Origin of the sequence: Pseudomonas sp. PB106 (genome assembly GCF_009764645.1) — a bacterium.
Taxonomy (GTDB): Bacteria; Pseudomonadota; Gammaproteobacteria; order Pseudomonadales; family Pseudomonadaceae; genus Aquipseudomonas.
In genome coordinates this window covers 58428-74614 of the sequence record NZ_RWIM01000081.1, presented here as the reverse complement: position 1 = coordinate 74614, position 16187 = coordinate 58428, and the positions used below count along the sequence as shown (strand labels likewise).

Here is a 16187-nt window from a genome sequence, read left to right as displayed (position 1 = left end):
TCTAGATGCTGAGTGCCATATGACAAGGAAGGTCGATTGGAACGTCTGCTAAGGGTCGTTCACTGCCGGTCATGTTCGCTAAGGGAGTGGGTCAAATCCGGCGCAGATGGCTGGTTAGGTCGAATGCAAATGGGTGGTCAAGTCAGTGTAATTGCCTAGGCGTCAGCGCTCGCGCCCGCGGCTAGCTCAGCTAGTCTTCCCGCACCAGCTACTCAAGGACGATACCCGTGTCAGATAACTCTGAAGCCAACATAGCCACAGCAGACGCACTCACACTGCTCCTGCACAACCAGCACGCCATATGTGCGGCCATTGAGGAAGTGACCAAGTGGCTTTCTGAGAATGGAGTTGGGTGCGTTGCCACTAACGCAATTGCGGCCATGGAAACGCTGGACCGGAATGCTCAAGACATCTCAGACGCCATCATGCGACTACGGCAGTTATAGGTATGCCTTAGCTGATACGGGCATTTTCAAATTTATTTGCCCTTTCTGCTTGATAAGTTACACCCATAGTGCAACATTATTAGTAGAACACCCTAACTGATACGTGAGGCACATTATGTTCATCCGCGCATATCTCCGAGCATCAACCGAAGAGCAAGACGCCAGCCGCGCCCAGGCCTCGCTTGAACAGTTCGCCTGCCACCATAACAAGGTCATCGCGAGCGTTTACCTGGAGAATGCCAGCGGCGCCTCCGCAGACCGGCCCGAGTTGCTGCGCCTGCTGAAGGACGCCCGCAAGGGCGACGTGCTGCTGGTGGAGTCAATAGACCGCCTCTCACGTCTTCCTGTAGAGGATTGGCAGAAGCTCAAGGCTGCGATCGACTCCAAAGGCTTGCGCATCGTTGCGCTCGACCTGCCGACCAGCCATCAAGGAATGCAGGACACCAAGGGTGACGAGTTCACCGGTCGGATGCTGGGCGCGATCAACTCCATGCTGGTGGAAATGATGGCCGCGATCGCACGCAAGGATTACGAGCAGCGCCGCGAGCGTCAGGCTCAGGGCATCGAGAAGGCGAAGGCGGCGGGTAAATATCAGGGGCGGCCGATGGACACCGATCTACACAAGCGCGTGACCGAGTTGCTAACCGCGGGATTGGGCATCCGAGCGACTGCGCGTCATGCAAACTGCTCAACCACCACAGTGCTAAGAATTCGGGATCAACAAAGCCCTCCTACCAGTTGTTGAATGGGATAAACGACCAGCGAAGATCGATGTTCTGGTAGCCAAACGTTTCAAGCGCCATTTCGGCGGACTTCAGGCAGCGTGACTGATCAGGGTTAGGGCCCACGACAATTTCTTGAAGAGTGGTCTTGCTCTGCAAAATATTGAGCTCTACATACGGAATTAAGCACGAGAGCCCCGCGCGATACTTCAGGGGCGTGTGAGGATGTTTAACCACAATCCTCCATTCGGCCTCTTCATGAAAACCGTCATTTTTATACAACGGTGCTAGCTGAGCCAGTTCCTCACAGAACCAATTAACTGCCCCTTCAGCTTGAGCTTTGTGCTCGCCAACGGTTACAGACATCCTGTATTCGTGCGCAAAATTGACGGATTGATTAGGTGAGAGCCTGGCAAACTCAGCTCGACCTAAAGGTGGATGCGGGAACATATCCCAGCAATCATCAATCAGCTTTCTAATCTCCTCGGAGAGCGAATCTCGCTCATAAATGCATCGCTCAAACCGATAGCCATTCTCCCCGCAGTAAGCCTTGATGCTCTCAGCGTCAAAGCCCACACACATACCAGATCCTCCTGGACAGTAGCCACGCCACTGACTGAGCAAATCCGCTTTTTCGCTGAAGGAGGTTATGAAAAGACTGGGGGTGTCAGCGTACTGAAGGGTACTGCTGAGGGTGAAAGCGAAAACATCGAGGTAGTCGTCATAGTCTAGGATCGCCCCAACCATTTGCTTTGCGGTCTCAAAAGCGTGGCTGCATTCGCTTGAGTCGTTCAAAAAGCTGGTATGGGAGGCCCAGACTCCTCCGGCTTGGAGAATCCCCAGAAAACCGAACTGACTGGTGTAGTGATACAGCTTTTGTTTTTCGTCCATATGCTCTATCCGATGATGCATTTGCACCCGTGGTGCACCCATGGAAAAAAAGCGATGACTCAAAACTGCTGTAACTACTGAATTATATGGTGTCCCAGGGCAGGTTCGAACTGCCAACCTTCCCCTTAGGAGAGGGCTGTCATAGTAACATTTGTTTGGCGTAACTACGTGTGATAAAGGACATTGTCACATATAGAAACCAGAGATGGCCAACGGCTACCCGGCACCGAGGAAGTCAGACGAAAAGCCATCGACCCGTTATTATGCTGCCCATCTTCGCCCCGGCCCTCGGTGGTTGGGTTTTCATTTTTTTACCGCGCTAATCATCGGCGTGGGGTAGGAGCAGTGCATGACGGATCAAAAGAGCGAACTGGCCACCAGCAGTCTCGCCGAGCAGGCACTTGATCAGGCCCGGGCACGTTTGGCGCCAAGCGAAAACGCTGCCGAGCCAGAATCCGAGCCGCTGAAGAAAAAACCGGGGCGCAAAGCCGCGGTGAGTGCCACCAGCAGCACCTTGCAGGACTTGGAAAAGACCCTGTGGGCCACCGCCGATAAGCTGCGCGCCAACATGGACGCTGCCGAGTACAAGCACCTTGTGCTCGGGCTGATCTTCCTCAAGTACATCTCCGACAGCTTTGCCGGGCGTCGCGCCGAACTGGAGCGCCGGTTTGCCGAGGCCGGTGACGATTATTACCTGGGCAGTGACGACGCCGACCTGCTGGCCAGCGAGCTGGAGGAGCGCGACTACTACAAAGAAGTGAATGTGTTCTGGGTACCGGATGTGGCGCGTTGGGAATCCATCCGTGCCAATGCCAAGCAAGTCGATATCGGCAAGCGTATCGATGAAGCCTTGGCGATGATCGAGGCGGAAAACCCCCAGCTAAAAAACATCCTCGACAAACGCTATGCCCGTGCCCAGCTGTCCGATGGCAAGCTCGGCGAGCTGGTCGATCTGATCTCCATCATCGGCTTTAGCAGCGATGCCAATAAAGCCCGTGATCTTCTCGGCCAGGTCTACGAGTACTTCCTTGGCCAATTCGCCAGCGCCGAAGGCAAGCGCGGCGGACAGTTCTACACCCCGGCCAGCATCGTCAAAACCCTGGTGGCGGTGCTCAACCCTCACCACGGCAAGGTCTACGACCCTTGCTGCGGTTCGGGAGGCATGTTCGTGCAATCGGAAAAATTCATCGAAGCCCACGGTGGCAAGCTCGGTGACGTCTCGATTTACGGCCAGGAATCCAACCCGACTACCTGGCGCCTGGCGGCGATGAACCTGGCGATTCGTGGCATAGACTTCAACCTCGGCCGGGAGCCGGCCGACTCCTTTATCCGCAATCAGCACAGCGACCTGCGTGCCGACTTTGTCCTTGCCAACCCGCCGTTCAACATCAGCGACTGGTGGCACGGTAGCCTCGAAGGCGACCCGCGTTGGGTCTATGGCACGCCGCCACAAGGCAATGCCAACTACGCCTGGTTGCAACACATGCTGTTCCATCTCAAGTCCAACGGACGGGCCGGCATCGTCCTGGCCAATGGTTCGATGAGTTCCAGCCAGAACAGCGAAGGTGACATCCGTCGCGCCATGGTTGAAGCCGATGTGGTGGAGGTGATGGTCGCGCTACCCGGTCAACTGTTCTTCAACACGCAGATCCCGGCCTGCCTGTGGTTTTTGGCCAAGCAGAAAGTCGCTCGCCCCGGCGAAGTACTGTTTATCGATGCACGCAAGCTCGGGAGCAACGTCAGTCGGGTGCAGATCGAACTGCTCGACAGCGACATCGAACGCATTGCGCAGACCGTGGCCAACTGGCGTGGGGTGCCGCTTGATGTGGGTGGTGAAATCGCTGAATACATCGATATCCCAGGCTTCTGCCGCAGCGTGAGCCTGGCCGAAATCGCCGAGCACGGCCATGTGCTGACCCCGGGCCGCTATGTGGGGACCGAGGCGGTGGAAGACGACGACGAAGCCTTTGCCGACAAGATGCAGAACCTCACCGCCCTGTTGGGTGAACAGCAGGCCAAGGGCGCAGAGCTCGATCAGTTGATCCGCCAAAAGCTGGGGGGGCTGGGCTATGAGTTTTGACCTTCCAGTTCTTCCTCAGGGCTGGAGCTATGTTCCTCTTGAACAATTGGCTCATAAAAATTCCGTAACCTACGGTGTAGTGCAGCCAGGCTCGCACGTTGGTCATGGTATTCCGATTGTTCGTGTGAACAATTTCAAAGATGGCCGTATCGAGCTAACGGAGCTCATGCGAATTGAGCCTGAAATTGAAAGTAAGTACGGCCGTACTCGACTACAAGGTGGTGAAGTTCTTCTCACTCTGGTTGGTAGCGTGGGACAAGTAGCTGTCGTACCCGAAACTCTCAAAGGCTTCAACGTAGCTAGAGCTGTGGCAGTCATCCACCCACAAGAGGTCGACCCAAATTGGCTGGCCATTTGTCTTAGATCACCCTTGTCCCAACATTTGCTAATTAGCCGAGCAAATACAACCGTTCAGACAACCATCAACCTGAAAGACTTACGGGCGCTTCCAGTTCCCATTGCCCCGCAGCATGAACGTGAACGAATCATTCAGCTGATTGGCTCCCTAGACGACCGCATCACCCTACTGCGCGAAACCAACGTCACCCTGGAATCCATCGGCCAGGCCTTGTTTAAGTCCTGGTTCGTCGATTTCGACCCGGTGCGCGCCAAGGCTGAAGGGTTTGAGCCGGAAGGCCTGGATGCCGCCACCGCAGCACTGTTTCCCGAGAGTTTCGAAGAGTGCGAGCTGGGTTTGGTACCGAAAGGGTGGAGCTATGTAAGCTTAAAAGAAGTTACCTCAATTTTTGACTCTCAGAGAGTTCCTTTGGCCGGGCAAGAACGTGCCAAACGGAAGGGGAACTATCCCTATTACGGTGCTGCAGCGTTGATGGACTGGGTTGACGGTTACCTTTTTGACGGTATCTATCTGTTAAGCGGTGAGGACGGCTCAGTAGCTGACCCTTTGGGATACCCCATTACCCAATATGTCTGGGGGCGGTTATGGGTAAACAACCATGCTCACGTGCTTCAAGGAAAAAATGGTGTCAGCACTGAACATTTGATGCTTTCGCTCAAGCAAACAAATATCACTCCGTTCATCACTGGAGCTGTTCAGGCCAAATTAAGTCAGTCGAATATGTGGCGAATTAATTTCCTGATGCCTTCAAGAGAGATTGCTTTGGCATTTGGTGAGTTGCTGAAGCCGCTTTACGCGAGCCTTAGACATAACACTGAGCAAGCCCAAACCCTCACTCAACTCCGCGATACCCTACTACCGCGCCTGATCTCCGGCCAGCTGCGTCTGCCGGAAGCCGAGGTGATGGTCGAGGAAATTTGTGCATGAGCAAGGGAACGATTCCCGCACTGCCTGAGGGCTACGCCGACTGGCTGACTCAGCTTAAAGGCGACATCACTCAGGCCCGGCAGCGGGCGGCGCTGGCCGTCAATGCCGAGTTGGTGCAGCTGTATCACCGCCTCGGTAGCGAGATTCAACAGCGCCAGGAGGCCCATGGCTGGGGTGCCAAGGTCATCGAGCGCCTGGCCCGCGACCTCAAGGATGCTTTTCCGGAGATGAAGGGTTGGTCAGCCAGCAACCTCAAGTACATGCGCTTCTTCGCTCAGCATTGCCCGGATCGCCAATTTGGTCAGCAGCCTGCTGACCAATTGCCCTGGTTCCATGTGGTGACCCTGCTGACCAAGCTGGACAGTCCTGCCGAGCGCGCGTGGTATGCGCAACAAACCGTGCTGCAGGGCTGGTCACGCAGCACGTTGGAACTGAACATCAAGAGCCGTCTGCAGCAACGCCAAGGCTCAGCAGTCACCAACTTTGTCAGCCGCCTGCCCGCCGCGGATTCGGCCTTGGCCCAGGAAACCCTCAAAGATCCGTACCTGTTCGATTTTCTTGGCCTGGGCCACGACGCTCAGGAACGCGAAATCGAAGAAGGGCTGATCCGTCATATCACCCGTTTCTTACTGGAGTTAGGAGCCGGTTTTGCCTTCCTCGGCCGGCAGTTTCGCCTTGAAGTCGGTGGTGATGAGTTCTTCATCGACCTGCTGTTTTATCACACCCGACTCAAGTGCTATGTGGTCGTGGAGCTCAAGGCGACAGCCTTTAAACCCGAACACGCCGGCCAGTTGAATTTCTACCTGGCGGCGGTGGATGCACAGATCAAGGCCGAGGACGACAAACCCACCATCGGTCTGCTGCTGTGCAAACAGCAGAACCGGCTGGTGGCCGAGTACGCGTTGTCGGGTATCGACAAACCCATCGGCGTCGCCGAATACCAATTGCTGCGCGATTTGCCCGACACTTTGGGCCGAAATCTGCCGAGCATTGCCGAGATCGAGGCGGAGCTGGCCGGTGAACTGAACACAGGAAGTGAAGTGGAATGACCGAAGACCAATTGGAACAGGAAACCCTCGGCTGGCTGGCAGAGGTGGGATACACCCATGTGTACGGCCCGACCATCGCCTATGACGGCGAGAGCCCTGAGCGTGTCAACTACCGTCAGGTGGTCTTGGTCGAGCGGCTGCGCAGCGCCATGGCCAAGCTCAATCCCAAGGTGCCACTGGCCGCGCGCGAAGATGCGCTCAAGCAGGTGCTCGAGCTGGGCCTGCCGGTACAGCTGTCGGCCAACCGCCTGTTCCATCGCCTGTTGGTCGGCGGCGTACCGGTGCAGTACCAAAAAGACGGCGAAACTCGCGGCGACTTCGTGCGCCTGATCGACTGGCTTGAGGTGAAAGCCAACGATTGGCTGGCCATCAATCAGTTCAGCATCCAGGGGCCGAAACATACCCGGCGTCCGGATATCCTCCTGTTCGTCAACGGCTTGCCGTTGGTGTTGCTGGAGCTGAAAAATCCGGCGGATGTGAAGGCTGACCTGGGCAAAGCCTTCGACCAGATCCAAACCTACAAGGAACAGATCCCGGACCTGTTCCAATACAACGAAATCCTGGTGATCGCCGACGGCAGCGAGGCGCGCATGGGCTCCTTGTCGGCCGATGCCGAACGCTTCATGAACTGGCGCACCATCGACGGCAAAGATCTTGACCCGCTGGGTCAATTCAACGAGCTGGAGACGCTGGTACGCGGTGCCCTGGCGCCGAATATGCTGCTCGATTACCTGCGCTACTTCGTGTTGTTCGAGGATGACGGCCGGCTGGTCAAGAAGATTGCCGGCTATCACCAATTCCACGCCGTGCGCGCCGCCATTCAGCAGGTGGTCAGTGCCTCGCGTCCCGGCGGCACCCATAAAGGCGGGGTGGTCTGGCACACTCAGGGCTCGGGCAAGAGCATCACCATGACCTGTTTCGCCGCCCGGGTGATGCAGGAAGCGGCAATGGAGAACCCAACCATCGTGGTGATCACCGATCGCAACGACCTGGATGGCCAGTTGTTCGGGGTGTTCTCGCTGTCCCAGGATCTACTGCGCGAACAGCCAGTCCAAGTGGAGTCACGCGGTGACTTGCGCACCAAGCTGGCCAACCGACCCAGTGGCGGCATTGTGTTCGCCACGATCCAGAAGTTCATGCCTGGAGTGGATGAAGACACCTTTCCAGTGCTGTCCGACCGCTCGAATATCGTGGTCATCGCTGACGAAGCCCACCGCACCCAGTATGGCTTTGGCGCCGAGCTGAAGACGTCAGAGGGGCAGACTGCCGAGAGCCAGACCCGTTACCAGGTGGGCTATGCCCAGCACCTGCGCGATGCAATGCCGAACGCCACCTTCGTGGCTTTTACCGGCACCCCGGTGTCCAGCGAAGACCGTGACACCCGTTCGGTGTTTGGTGAATACATTCACGTCTACGACATGCAGCAGGCCACCGAAGACGGTGCGACCGTCGCCATTTATTACGAATCGCGGCTGGCCAAGTTGTCCTTGAAAGACAGCGAACTGCCCGCGATTGACGATCAGGTCGATGAGCTGGCCGAAGATGAAGAAGACGACCAGCAGTCGCGGCTGAAAAGCCGTTGGGCCGCCCTGGAAAAGGTGGTCGGGGCCGAGCCTCGGATTCAAAGCGTGGCGGCCGACCTGGTCACACACTTTGAGGAGCGTAATCAGGGGCTTGTGAGCATGGGGCAGATGCCCGGCAAGGCCATGGTGGTGGGCATGAGTCGCGAGATCTGTGTGCACCTATACAACGAGATCGTCGCTTTGCGTCCAGAGTGGCACGACGAAGATCCGGAGAAAGGTGCGATCAAAGTCATCATGACCGGCAGCGCGTCGGACAAGGCCTTGCTGCGACCGCACATCTATTCAGGGCAGCTCAAAAAACGCCTGGAAAAACGCTTCAAGGACCCGCTTGATCCACTCAAGCTGGTGATCGTCCGTGACATGTGGCTAACCGGTTTCGATGCGCCGTGCGTTCACACCCTGTACGTGGACAAACCCATGAAAGGCCACAACCTGATGCAGGCCATCGCGCGGGTCAACCGCGTGTTCAAGGACAAGCAGGGCGGTCTGGTGGTGGACTACATCGGTATCGCCAATGAGCTGAAAGCCGCGCTCAAGGAGTACACCGGCAGCAAGGGCAAGGGACGGCCGACCGTGGATGCCCATGAAGCCTATTCGGTACTGGAGGAGAAGCTCGACGTTTTGCGCAGCCTGATGCATGGCTTCGACTGCAGCGATTTTCTCACCGGCGGGCACAAGCTGCTCGCCGGGGCCGCCAACCATGTGTTGGGCTTGGAAGACGGTAAGAAGCGCTATGCCGATACTGCACTGGCCATGAGCAAGGCCTTCACGCTGTGCTGCACCTTGGATGAAGCCAAAGCCGTCCGCGAGGAAGTGGCGTTCTTCCAGGCGATCAAGGTGATCTTGATCAAGCGTGAAGTCAGCCAACAGAAAAAGACCGACGAAGAGCGCGAATTGGCCATTCGCCAGATCATCGGCAATGCCGTGGTCTCTGGCGACGTGGTGGACATTTTCGAGGCGGTGGGCCTGGACAAGCCCAATATCGGCCTGCTCGACGACGCGTTTCTCGCCGAGGTGCGCAATCTTCCCGAGAAGAACCTGGCGGTAGAGCTGTTGGAGCGTTTGCTCGAAGGCGAAATCAAGAGCCGTTACAGCACCAACCTGGCCCAGGAGAAGAAGTTCTCCGAGCTACTAGCCAATGTGATCAAACGCTACCAAAACCGCTCGATTGAAACCGCTCAGGTCATCGAAGAACTGATCGAAATGGCCAAGAAGTTCGCGGCCGCCAGCCAGCGTGGTGATGCGCTAGGGCTCAACGATGACGAGCTAGCATTTTACGATGCTCTAGCTAATAACGAAGCTTCGGTGCGTGAATTGGGTGACGAGATCCTCGCCAAAATTGCCCACGAACTGACCGCTAGCCTACGGGCTAATGTCAGCGTTGACTGGAGCAGCCGTGAAAGCGTGAGGGCCAAACTGCGCATTCTGGTACGGCGAATTCTGCGCAAGTACAAGTACCCGCCGGATCAAGCCGAGGAAGCGGCCCAGTTGATACTCAATCAGGCGGAGACGCTCTGTGAGGCGTGGCTATAGGCGTGAGCCATGAGACGACACAGATCGTTGGTGTCACAGAAATCGAGTCGAGGGAGCAGCGGCTAACCAAGCGTTTGAGTGTGGGTCAAAGTGTGGGTCAAAGATGGTGTTTTGTATCCGGCCCGCATTCTACGTGGCTTTCAGGCATTAAAAAGCCGGCTTGTGGCCGGCTTCTCGGGGACTGGCTTGGTTTATTTTTGGTAAACCGCGCCAGCCTTCAAAACGTACATCCGGATCTGCGTCCGGCTGTGGGACTTGGTCAGACGTTGGTCTGCCGCGTCGGGCGCTCTCTGAGCCGCGGGGCGGGTCGATGCGCAAATGTGGGGCGCAGGATACTGAGTTTTGCCGTGAATTCCCAGTCTGAAGTGCGGTTTAGAGCGACTGCTGCAGTAGAAATTGGGGATTTGTACTGTTTTTCAGGGCCTCATCGCGAGCAGGCTCACTCCTACAGGAGGAGGTGCTAGCCGTCAGATCAGAGAAATGGCACCACCGGCCGGCGTTTGCTCAGGGTCGACCACCAGAACACCCAGCCCAATATGTGAATCCTTTGCTCTTCGATCTGCGCCGGGCGGAAAACTTCGTCCGGGTATTCAGCGCTGTTGTGGCTGCGCATGCGCAGGCCGTTGCCGGGCATGCGGTGCAGGTATTTGATGCGCAGCATGCCGTCGTGTTCGATGGCGTAGATTTCGCCGTCGACGACCTGAGTCAGGCCGCGGTCGATGGCGACAATGGAACCGTCTTCGATGCGCTCGGCCATGCTGTTGCCGATCATTTGCGCGCAGATAGCATCTGAGTGTCTGACTTCCAGTTGATCGAGCTGGGCGCGGAGCAGGCGGATGGATTGATCCGGGTCCTGGATGACATGGGTTTTGCCGGAGCCGTTGCTAAGCGGGGTTTCCTTGAAGAACACCAGGTCGATGTCGTTGGGGTCGATGACGGTGTAGACACCGCGAATGGCTTGGGCGTCGAAGGTGTCGCCGTTGCTGGCGTTCTGCAGGCGCGGCGATTCTTTGGTGCCCTCGCCGGTTTTCAGCCAGTCGCTGTTGACCGACAGCAGGCGCGCGACTTCTTCCAGACGATAGGCCGGCACACCTCGGGTGTACCAGTTGTGGACATTTTGGGCTTCCGTGCCCCAGAACTTGGCGAATCCCGTGGTGGTGATGTTCGCTGCTTCCAGGAGTGCCTTGAATCGTGGACCGCTAGTGTTCTTTCTCATAAACACGGAGTCTACGGCCGAGCTAGAGCGGTTTGAATAAACCGAGCGTTCAAAAAGCGCCTGTATTTTGCGACGGGATGTAAGACGCTCCTGTGGGAAATTACACAGGTTAAAACTTTTCTGTAGTCCTCCATAAACACTCTGTTTAAGAGGGCATTTCCCACGCACAAAAAACCCCGGATCAACCGGGGTTTTCGTCAAGCATCACGCGGGTCGCAGACGCTTAGCCTTTGTAGGCAGCAACCGACTTGGTGATCGCTTCGCGGGCGGCGTCAGCACCGGCCCAGCCTTCGATCTTGACCCATTTGCCTTTTTCGAGATCTTTGTAGTTCGCGAAGAAGTGCTCGATCTGCTGGATCAGCAGAGGAGGCAGGTCAGTGTATTCCTTCACATCGACATAGAGCTGGGACAGCTTGTCGTGCGGCACTGCGATGACTTTGGCATCGCCGCCGCCGTCGTCGGTCATGTTCAGGATGCCGACTGGGCGGGCGCGGATCACCGAGCCTGGCGCAACCGGGTAAGGGGTCACAACCAGCACGTCGAGGGGATCACCGTCGTCAGCCAGGGTGTTCGGAATGTAACCGTAGTTGGCCGGGTAGAACATTGGGGTGGCCATGAAACGGTCAACGAACAGGCAATCGCTGTCTTTGTCGATTTCGTATTTGATCGGCGCGTGGTTGGCCGGGATCTCGATCGCGACGTAGATGTCGTTCGGCAGGTCTTTGCCAGCCGGAATCTTGCTGTAGCTCATTGGGCGTTGCCCCCGTAGTTGACAAAAAACACTTGGCCGGATTGACCAAAAAGTGGCGGCGATTATAGGCATATTCCTACGCCGACGCCACGTACCAGAAGTCGTGCAGCGCTTACTCGTGCGCCTGATAGACCGGGTCTGTGGCCTGAAGTTGCCGCAACCTGCCCAACGGATCCTGGCGGTAAAAAAGCTGCAACTGCGCATAGACCTGTGGATAAGCCTCGTGCAGCAGATCCGGGGCGCTGAAGAAGTACTCGCTGGTGACCGCAAAGAACTCCGCAGGGTTTTCGGCGGCGTAAGGATCGATGGCCGTTTCGGCATCGGGGTTGCGCTCGAGCTGGCCATCGAGATCGTCATAAGCGGCCTGCATGACTTCAGCCCAGTCGCTGACACGCATATCGGCGTGCAGCGGTGGCAGGCCGTTGGCGTCGCCGTTGAGCATGTCGAGTTTATGCGCCAGTTCGTGGATCACCAGGTTGTAACCTTCCCAGCCACCACTGGCCATGACGCCGGGCCAAGCGAGAATGATCGGACCCTGTTGCCACGCTTCGCCGCTGTGTTCGCCGTCCCATTCGTGCTCAATGCCGCTGGCGTCGCGATGGCGCTGGGGGCTGAGGAAGTCGTCGGGATAGAGAACGATTTCGTGAAAACCCTGATACCAGTTCAGATCGCCGAGATTGAGCAGCGGCAATTGCGCCTGGGCTGCGAGCAACAAGCGTTGCTCCTGATGCAGCTCGACGCCGGGCAGGGCGGTCAGGTGTTTTTCTTCGAGGAACAGCACGCAGGCTTCGCGTAGCCACTGGTCTTGCTCGGCAGTGATGCCGTCGAGAAAGCTCAGGTGATGGCGCACCCGTTGCCACATGTCGTCGGCAATCGGGTGTTTCGCCAGGATGCGCCGGCGACGCCAGGCGCTCAGCGACCACATTGCTTAGTGCGATTCGACTTTGCTGCCGCCGAAACGGCTGCGAACCACGCCGAGAATCATCGGTATCAGCGACAGCAGGATGATTGCGACTACCAGCAGCGACAGGTTTTTCTTGATGAATGGCACGTTGCCGAAGAAGTAACCCAGCGTCACCAGACCGCCCACCCAGAGGATGGTGCCGAGCACGCTGAAGCCGAAAAAGCGTGGGTAAGGCATCCGCGCCACACCGGCGACGAACGGCGCAAAGGTACGAATGATTGGCAGGAAGCGCGCCAGGGTCACGGTCTTGCCGCCGTGCTTGTCATAGAAATCGTGGGTTTTTTGCAGGTAGTCGCGACGGAAGATTTTCGAATTGGGATTGCTGAACAGCTTTTCCCCCGCCGTTCGTCCGATCACGTAGTTGGTACTGTCCCCCATGATCGCTGCCAGCATCAGCAAACCGCCTAGCAACACGGGGTCCATGCCCCCGCCAGCCGCCACGGCGCCGGCAATGAACAACAGCGAATCGCCCGGCAGGAACGGCATCACGACCAGACCGGTTTCACAGAAGATCACCAAAAACAGGATGGCGTAGATCCATGGCCCATAGTTGTTCACCAGCAAATCGAGGTAAACGTCGAGATGCAGGATAAGGTCGAGCGGGTTGAAATCCATGGGGGCACCTGTGGTGGCGGCCCGACTCAGCGGGTCTGTGCGGGTAAATCGGGAGTAAGCCTACAGCGGGGTGTAGTTTTTCTTACAAGCCGGAAAGATCGGGATTATACGGTCTGAAGGACGAAAAGCGCGTTGGTTTTGTAGCGAGGGATGTCGAGGTGTGAACAATTGTCAGGGATGTGATTTGCGTTTCTGAGGGAGCGGGCTCCCTCATCACAGGTTGTAGGCGCGATCAGAGCTCGTCGCTGATCGGCAGTACATAGTTCTTGAACTCGGTGTCTTCCTTGAACCCGATGGATTCGTAGGTTTTCTGCGCGACTTCGTTATTGCTGCTGGTGGAAACGCGCATGCGCACGGCTTGGGTTTCCTTGGCCATTTTTTTCGCGGTGCGGATCAGGTTGTCGGCGACCAATTGGCGGCGGGCGTCTTCGGCGACATAGATGTCATTGAGGATCCACACGCGCTTGAGCGACAGCGAGGAAAAGCTTGGGTAGAGCTGACAGAAGCCCATCAGTTTCTTGTCGTCATCATCGGCCAGGGCCAGATAGATCACCGATTCCTTGCGGCGCAGGCGTTTTTCGAGAAACGCGCGGGAGGAATCCGGGTAAGGCAGGGAACCGTAGAACTCGCGATATTTGACGAACAACGGGGTCAACAAATCCAGATGTTCGAGGGTCGCTTGAATAATCCGCATGATAGGTCTCGTCTTCAAGTGGCTGTCTTCAACTGCTCTGACGGCGATGGGAAACCCGGGCGGCCGTGCATCGATCCTGCCTGAAACCAGCGCAGAAACGCAATGCGGAAACGGTTCAGGTTGTGGGCGGGTCGAGTAGGAAATTGCCCTTCATATCTACACCGGCATCCGATTCCAGCGTCTGAACCTGTGCTTCGTCCTTCAGGTTGACCCCCGACAACTGCCGTCGACAGGCTTCACGCATCAGATACAGCAAGCGATGCGCCGCCATGCCGTAGCTCAAGCCTTCGAGCCGCACGTTGGAGATGCAATTGCGGTAGGCGTCGGTCAGGCCGATTTTTGGATTGTAGGTGAAATATAAACCGAGGCTGTCCGGCGAGCTGAGGCCCGGCCGCTCGCCGATCAGCATCACCAGCATTTTTGCGCCGAGCAACTGGCCGATTTCATCACCGACCGCGACGCGGCCCTGTTCCACCAGCACGACCGGTGCAATTGACCAGTCATCGCCGGCCATTTGTTCTTCCAGACGGGTAAGAAACGGCAGCGTATGGCGATGCACCGCCAGCGCCGACAGGCCATCAGCCACGACAATTGCCAGATCCACGCCGCCCGGATGCGCCGCCGCATAGTCACGCAGGCTTTGTGCTGAGTCATCGCTGAGCTTGCGCCCCAGATCCGGGCGTTGCAGATAGCTGTTGCGATCCACGGCGGCGCTGTGCAACAGCAGGCTCTCGCGCCCGCGCTCAATCAATTGCGTACTGAGGCCAGCGTGATCGAACGGCAGATGCACAGCATCGCGTGCCTGGGCGTGGGCGAACTGGAAATCCAGTTGCGCGGTCGTCGGCAGGCTGGTGCCGGTGCGACCGAGAGCGATGCGCGCCGGGGTCAGTCGGCGTAGTTCCAGCCAAGGGTTTTGCGGGTCCACGGGCGGTTTTTCCATACGGCTCATCCCAGTTGCGCCAACGCCTGGCGGAAGGCCGGCGGCAGGTTGTTTCCGAAGCGAACCTTGCCGTCCGCTTGCGTGAAGATGCCCATGTTCGCCAGCCACTGCTCGAACTCCGGGGCGGGTTTCAAGCCCAGGGTCTGGCGCGCGTAGAGCGCGTCGTGGAACGACGTGGTCTGGTAGTTGAGCATGATGTCGTCGGAGCCGGGGATGCCCATGATGAAGTTGATCCCGGCGACACCCAAGAGCGTCAGCAGGGTGTCCATGTCGTCCTGATCGGCTTCGGCGTGGTTGGTGTAGCAGATGTCGCAGCCCATCGGCACGCCGAGCAGCTTGCCGCAGAAGTGGTCTTCGAGGCCGGCGCGGATGATCTGCTTGCCGTTGTACAGGTACTCCGGGCCGATAAATCCTACGACGGTGTTCACCAGGAACGGCTTGAAGTGTCGCGCCACGGCGTAGGCCCGCGTCTCGCAGGTCTGTTGGTCGACGCCATGATGGGCGTTGGCCGACAGTGCGCTGCCTTGACCGGTCTCGAAATACATCAGGTTTTGTCCGAGGGTGCCGCGATTCAGGCTCAAACCGGCGTCGTAGCCTTCCTGCAATACGTTGAGGTTGATGCCGAAACTGGCGTTGGCCGCTTCGGTGCCAGCAATCGACTGGAACACCAGGTCGAGCGGCACGCCTCGGTTGATCGCCTCGATGGACGTGGTGACGTGGGTCAGCACGCAGGCCTGGGTCGGGATGTCGTAGCGCTGGATGATCGCATCGAGCATCTCCAGCATCGCGCAGATCGAGGCAATGCTGTCGGTGGCCGGGTTGATGCCGATCATCGCGTCGCCATTACCGTAGAGCAGACCGTCGAGAATGCTCGCGGCGATGCCGGATGGTTCGTCGGTTGGGTGATTCGGTTGCAGGCGCGTCGACAGGCGCCCGCGCAGGCCAAGGGTGCCGCGAAACTTTGTTACCACGCGAATCTTCTGCGCCACCAGCACCAGATCCTGCACGCGCATGATCTTCGACACGGCGGCGACCATTTCCGGGGTCAGGCCGGGTGCGAGGTTGCGCAGGCTGGTTTCGTCAGCTGCGTCACTGAGCAGCCAGTCACGGAAGCCGCCGACGGTGAGGTGGCTGACCAAGGCAAAGGCTTGTTTGTCGTGGGTGTCGATGATCAGTCGAGTGACTTCATCGGACTCGTAGGGAATCAGCGCTTCCTGCAGGAAATGCGTGAGCGGGATGTCGGCCAGCGCCATTTGCGCGGCCACGCGCTCGCCGTCGTTGAGCGCGGCGACACCGGCGAGGAAATCCCCGGAGCGCGCCGGGCTGGCCTTGGCCATGACGTCCTTCAGGCTGTCGAAGCGATAGGTCTGGGCGCCGACGGAATGGGCGAATGCGGCCACAATATCCTCCTGTAAACG

The 16187-nt window shown here is 57.7% G+C and carries 14 protein-coding genes; 6 read left to right on the top strand and 8 right to left on the bottom strand.

All coding sequences use genetic code 11. The annotated features are described in order from the left end of the window. Positions 1 to 227: 227 nt before the first annotated feature. Together EJA71_RS27550 and EJA71_RS11225 are read left to right on the top strand one after the other, a co-directional pair. Positions 228 to 446: a hypothetical protein gene (locus tag EJA71_RS27550; protein WP_150672660.1), complete on the top strand. Its 219-nt coding sequence runs from the start codon at positions 228 to 230 to the stop codon at positions 444 to 446. A gap of 115 nt (positions 447 to 561) precedes the next feature. Continuing rightward, on the top strand, positions 562 to 1191 hold the full coding sequence (locus EJA71_RS11225; RefSeq protein WP_158956808.1) for a recombinase family protein: 630 nt from the start codon (positions 562 to 564) through the stop codon (positions 1189 to 1191). Here EJA71_RS11225 and EJA71_RS11220 read toward each other — a convergent pair. Next, positions 1178 to 2059, bottom strand: coding sequence for a DUF2971 domain-containing protein (locus EJA71_RS11220; protein ID WP_158956806.1), 882 nt, complete (start codon positions 2057 to 2059; stop codon positions 1178 to 1180). The two genes, EJA71_RS11225 and EJA71_RS11220, sit on opposite strands and share 14 nt — an antisense overlap. Before the next feature lie 349 nt (positions 2060 to 2408). On the opposite strand from EJA71_RS11220, the gene EJA71_RS11215 reads away from it, so the two are divergent. The 4 genes from EJA71_RS11215 to EJA71_RS11200 are packed head-to-tail and all read left to right on the top strand — an operon-like array spanning position 2409 to position 9589. Continuing rightward, positions 2409 to 4139 carry a class I SAM-dependent DNA methyltransferase gene (locus EJA71_RS11215; RefSeq protein ID WP_158956804.1) on the top strand — a complete coding sequence of 577 codons (1731 nt, stop codon included), beginning with the start codon at positions 2409 to 2411 and terminating at the stop codon, positions 4137 to 4139. After that, positions 4129 to 5424: a restriction endonuclease subunit S gene (locus tag EJA71_RS11210; RefSeq protein ID WP_158956802.1), complete on the top strand. Its 1296-nt coding sequence runs from the start codon at positions 4129 to 4131 to the stop codon at positions 5422 to 5424. The genes EJA71_RS11215 and EJA71_RS11210 overlap by 11 nt, the downstream gene beginning before the upstream one ends. Then, positions 5421 to 6473 carry a YhcG family protein gene (locus EJA71_RS11205; protein ID WP_158956800.1) on the top strand — a complete coding sequence of 351 codons (1053 nt, stop codon included), beginning with the start codon at positions 5421 to 5423 and terminating at the stop codon, positions 6471 to 6473. Before EJA71_RS11210 ends, EJA71_RS11205 begins: the two co-directional genes overlap by 4 nt. Further along, positions 6470 to 9589 carry a type I restriction endonuclease subunit R gene (locus EJA71_RS11200; RefSeq protein ID WP_158956798.1) on the top strand — a complete coding sequence of 1040 codons (3120 nt, stop codon included), beginning with the start codon at positions 6470 to 6472 and terminating at the stop codon, positions 9587 to 9589. Before EJA71_RS11205 ends, EJA71_RS11200 begins: the two co-directional genes overlap by 4 nt. A gap of 472 nt (positions 9590 to 10061) precedes the next feature. Here the strand turns inward: EJA71_RS11200 and EJA71_RS11195 are convergent, their stop codons facing one another. From EJA71_RS11195 to EJA71_RS11165, 7 genes are all read right to left on the bottom strand, one after another. Next, positions 10062 to 10805 carry a S24 family peptidase gene (locus EJA71_RS11195; RefSeq protein WP_158956796.1) on the bottom strand — a complete coding sequence of 248 codons (744 nt, stop codon included), beginning with the start codon at positions 10803 to 10805 and terminating at the stop codon, positions 10062 to 10064. A gap of 223 nt (positions 10806 to 11028) precedes the next feature. Continuing rightward, positions 11029 to 11556: an inorganic diphosphatase gene (gene ppa / locus EJA71_RS11190; RefSeq protein WP_003205933.1), complete on the bottom strand. Its 528-nt coding sequence runs from the start codon at positions 11554 to 11556 to the stop codon at positions 11029 to 11031. 112 nt (positions 11557 to 11668) lie between these two features. Continuing rightward, entirely contained in the window at positions 11669 to 12481 is an 813-nt protein-coding gene (locus EJA71_RS11185; protein WP_158956794.1) for a zinc-dependent peptidase, read from the bottom strand. A gap of 3 nt (positions 12482 to 12484) precedes the next feature. Further along, positions 12485 to 13135 carry a DedA family protein gene (locus tag EJA71_RS11180; RefSeq protein ID WP_158956792.1) on the bottom strand — a complete coding sequence of 217 codons (651 nt, stop codon included), beginning with the start codon at positions 13133 to 13135 and terminating at the stop codon, positions 12485 to 12487. A 232-nt stretch (positions 13136 to 13367) separates the two neighbouring features. After that, positions 13368 to 13829 carry an N-acetyltransferase gene (locus EJA71_RS11175; protein WP_003228592.1) on the bottom strand — a complete coding sequence of 154 codons (462 nt, stop codon included), beginning with the start codon at positions 13827 to 13829 and terminating at the stop codon, positions 13368 to 13370. 115 nt (positions 13830 to 13944) lie between these two features. Then, positions 13945 to 14778, bottom strand: coding sequence for an ethanolamine ammonia-lyase subunit EutC (eutC, locus tag EJA71_RS11170; protein ID WP_371925669.1), 834 nt, complete (start codon positions 14776 to 14778; stop codon positions 13945 to 13947). Further along, positions 14775 to 16169 (bottom strand): ethanolamine ammonia-lyase subunit EutB, encoded by a 1395-nt coding sequence (locus EJA71_RS11165; RefSeq protein ID WP_158956788.1) that lies wholly within the window; start codon positions 16167 to 16169, stop codon positions 14775 to 14777. Before EJA71_RS11165 ends, eutC begins: the two co-directional genes overlap by 4 nt. Positions 16170 to 16187 lie beyond the last annotated feature (18 nt).

Excerpts from the sequence above, each read along its gene's own strand:
- EJA71_RS11200 (WP_158956798.1), top strand. The coding sequence starts at position 6,470 with ATGACCGAAGACCAATTGGAACAGGAAACCCTCGGCTGGCTGGCAGAG.
- EJA71_RS11175 (WP_003228592.1), bottom strand. The coding sequence starts at position 13,829 with ATGCGGATTATTCAAGCGACCCTCGAACATCTGGATTTGTTGACCCCG.
- EJA71_RS11195 (WP_158956796.1), bottom strand. The coding sequence starts at position 10,805 with ATGAGAAAGAACACTAGCGGTCCACGATTCAAGGCACTCCTGGAAGCA.
- eutC (WP_371925669.1), bottom strand. The coding sequence starts at position 14,778 with ATGAGCCGTATGGAAAAACCGCCCGTGGACCCGCAAAACCCTTGGCTG.
- EJA71_RS11180 (WP_158956792.1), bottom strand. The coding sequence starts at position 13,135 with ATGGATTTCAACCCGCTCGACCTTATCCTGCATCTCGACGTTTACCTC.
- EJA71_RS11220 (WP_158956806.1), bottom strand. The coding sequence starts at position 2,059 with ATGGACGAAAAACAAAAGCTGTATCACTACACCAGTCAGTTCGGTTTT.
- ppa (WP_003205933.1), bottom strand. The coding sequence starts at position 11,556 with ATGAGCTACAGCAAGATTCCGGCTGGCAAAGACCTGCCGAACGACATC.
- EJA71_RS11205 (WP_158956800.1), top strand. The coding sequence starts at position 5,421 with ATGAGCAAGGGAACGATTCCCGCACTGCCTGAGGGCTACGCCGACTGG.
- EJA71_RS11215 (WP_158956804.1), top strand. The coding sequence starts at position 2,409 with ATGACGGATCAAAAGAGCGAACTGGCCACCAGCAGTCTCGCCGAGCAG.
- EJA71_RS11225 (WP_158956808.1), top strand. The coding sequence starts at position 562 with ATGTTCATCCGCGCATATCTCCGAGCATCAACCGAAGAGCAAGACGCC.
- EJA71_RS11185 (WP_158956794.1), bottom strand. The coding sequence starts at position 12,481 with ATGTGGTCGCTGAGCGCCTGGCGTCGCCGGCGCATCCTGGCGAAACAC.
- EJA71_RS11210 (WP_158956802.1), top strand. The coding sequence starts at position 4,129 with ATGAGTTTTGACCTTCCAGTTCTTCCTCAGGGCTGGAGCTATGTTCCT.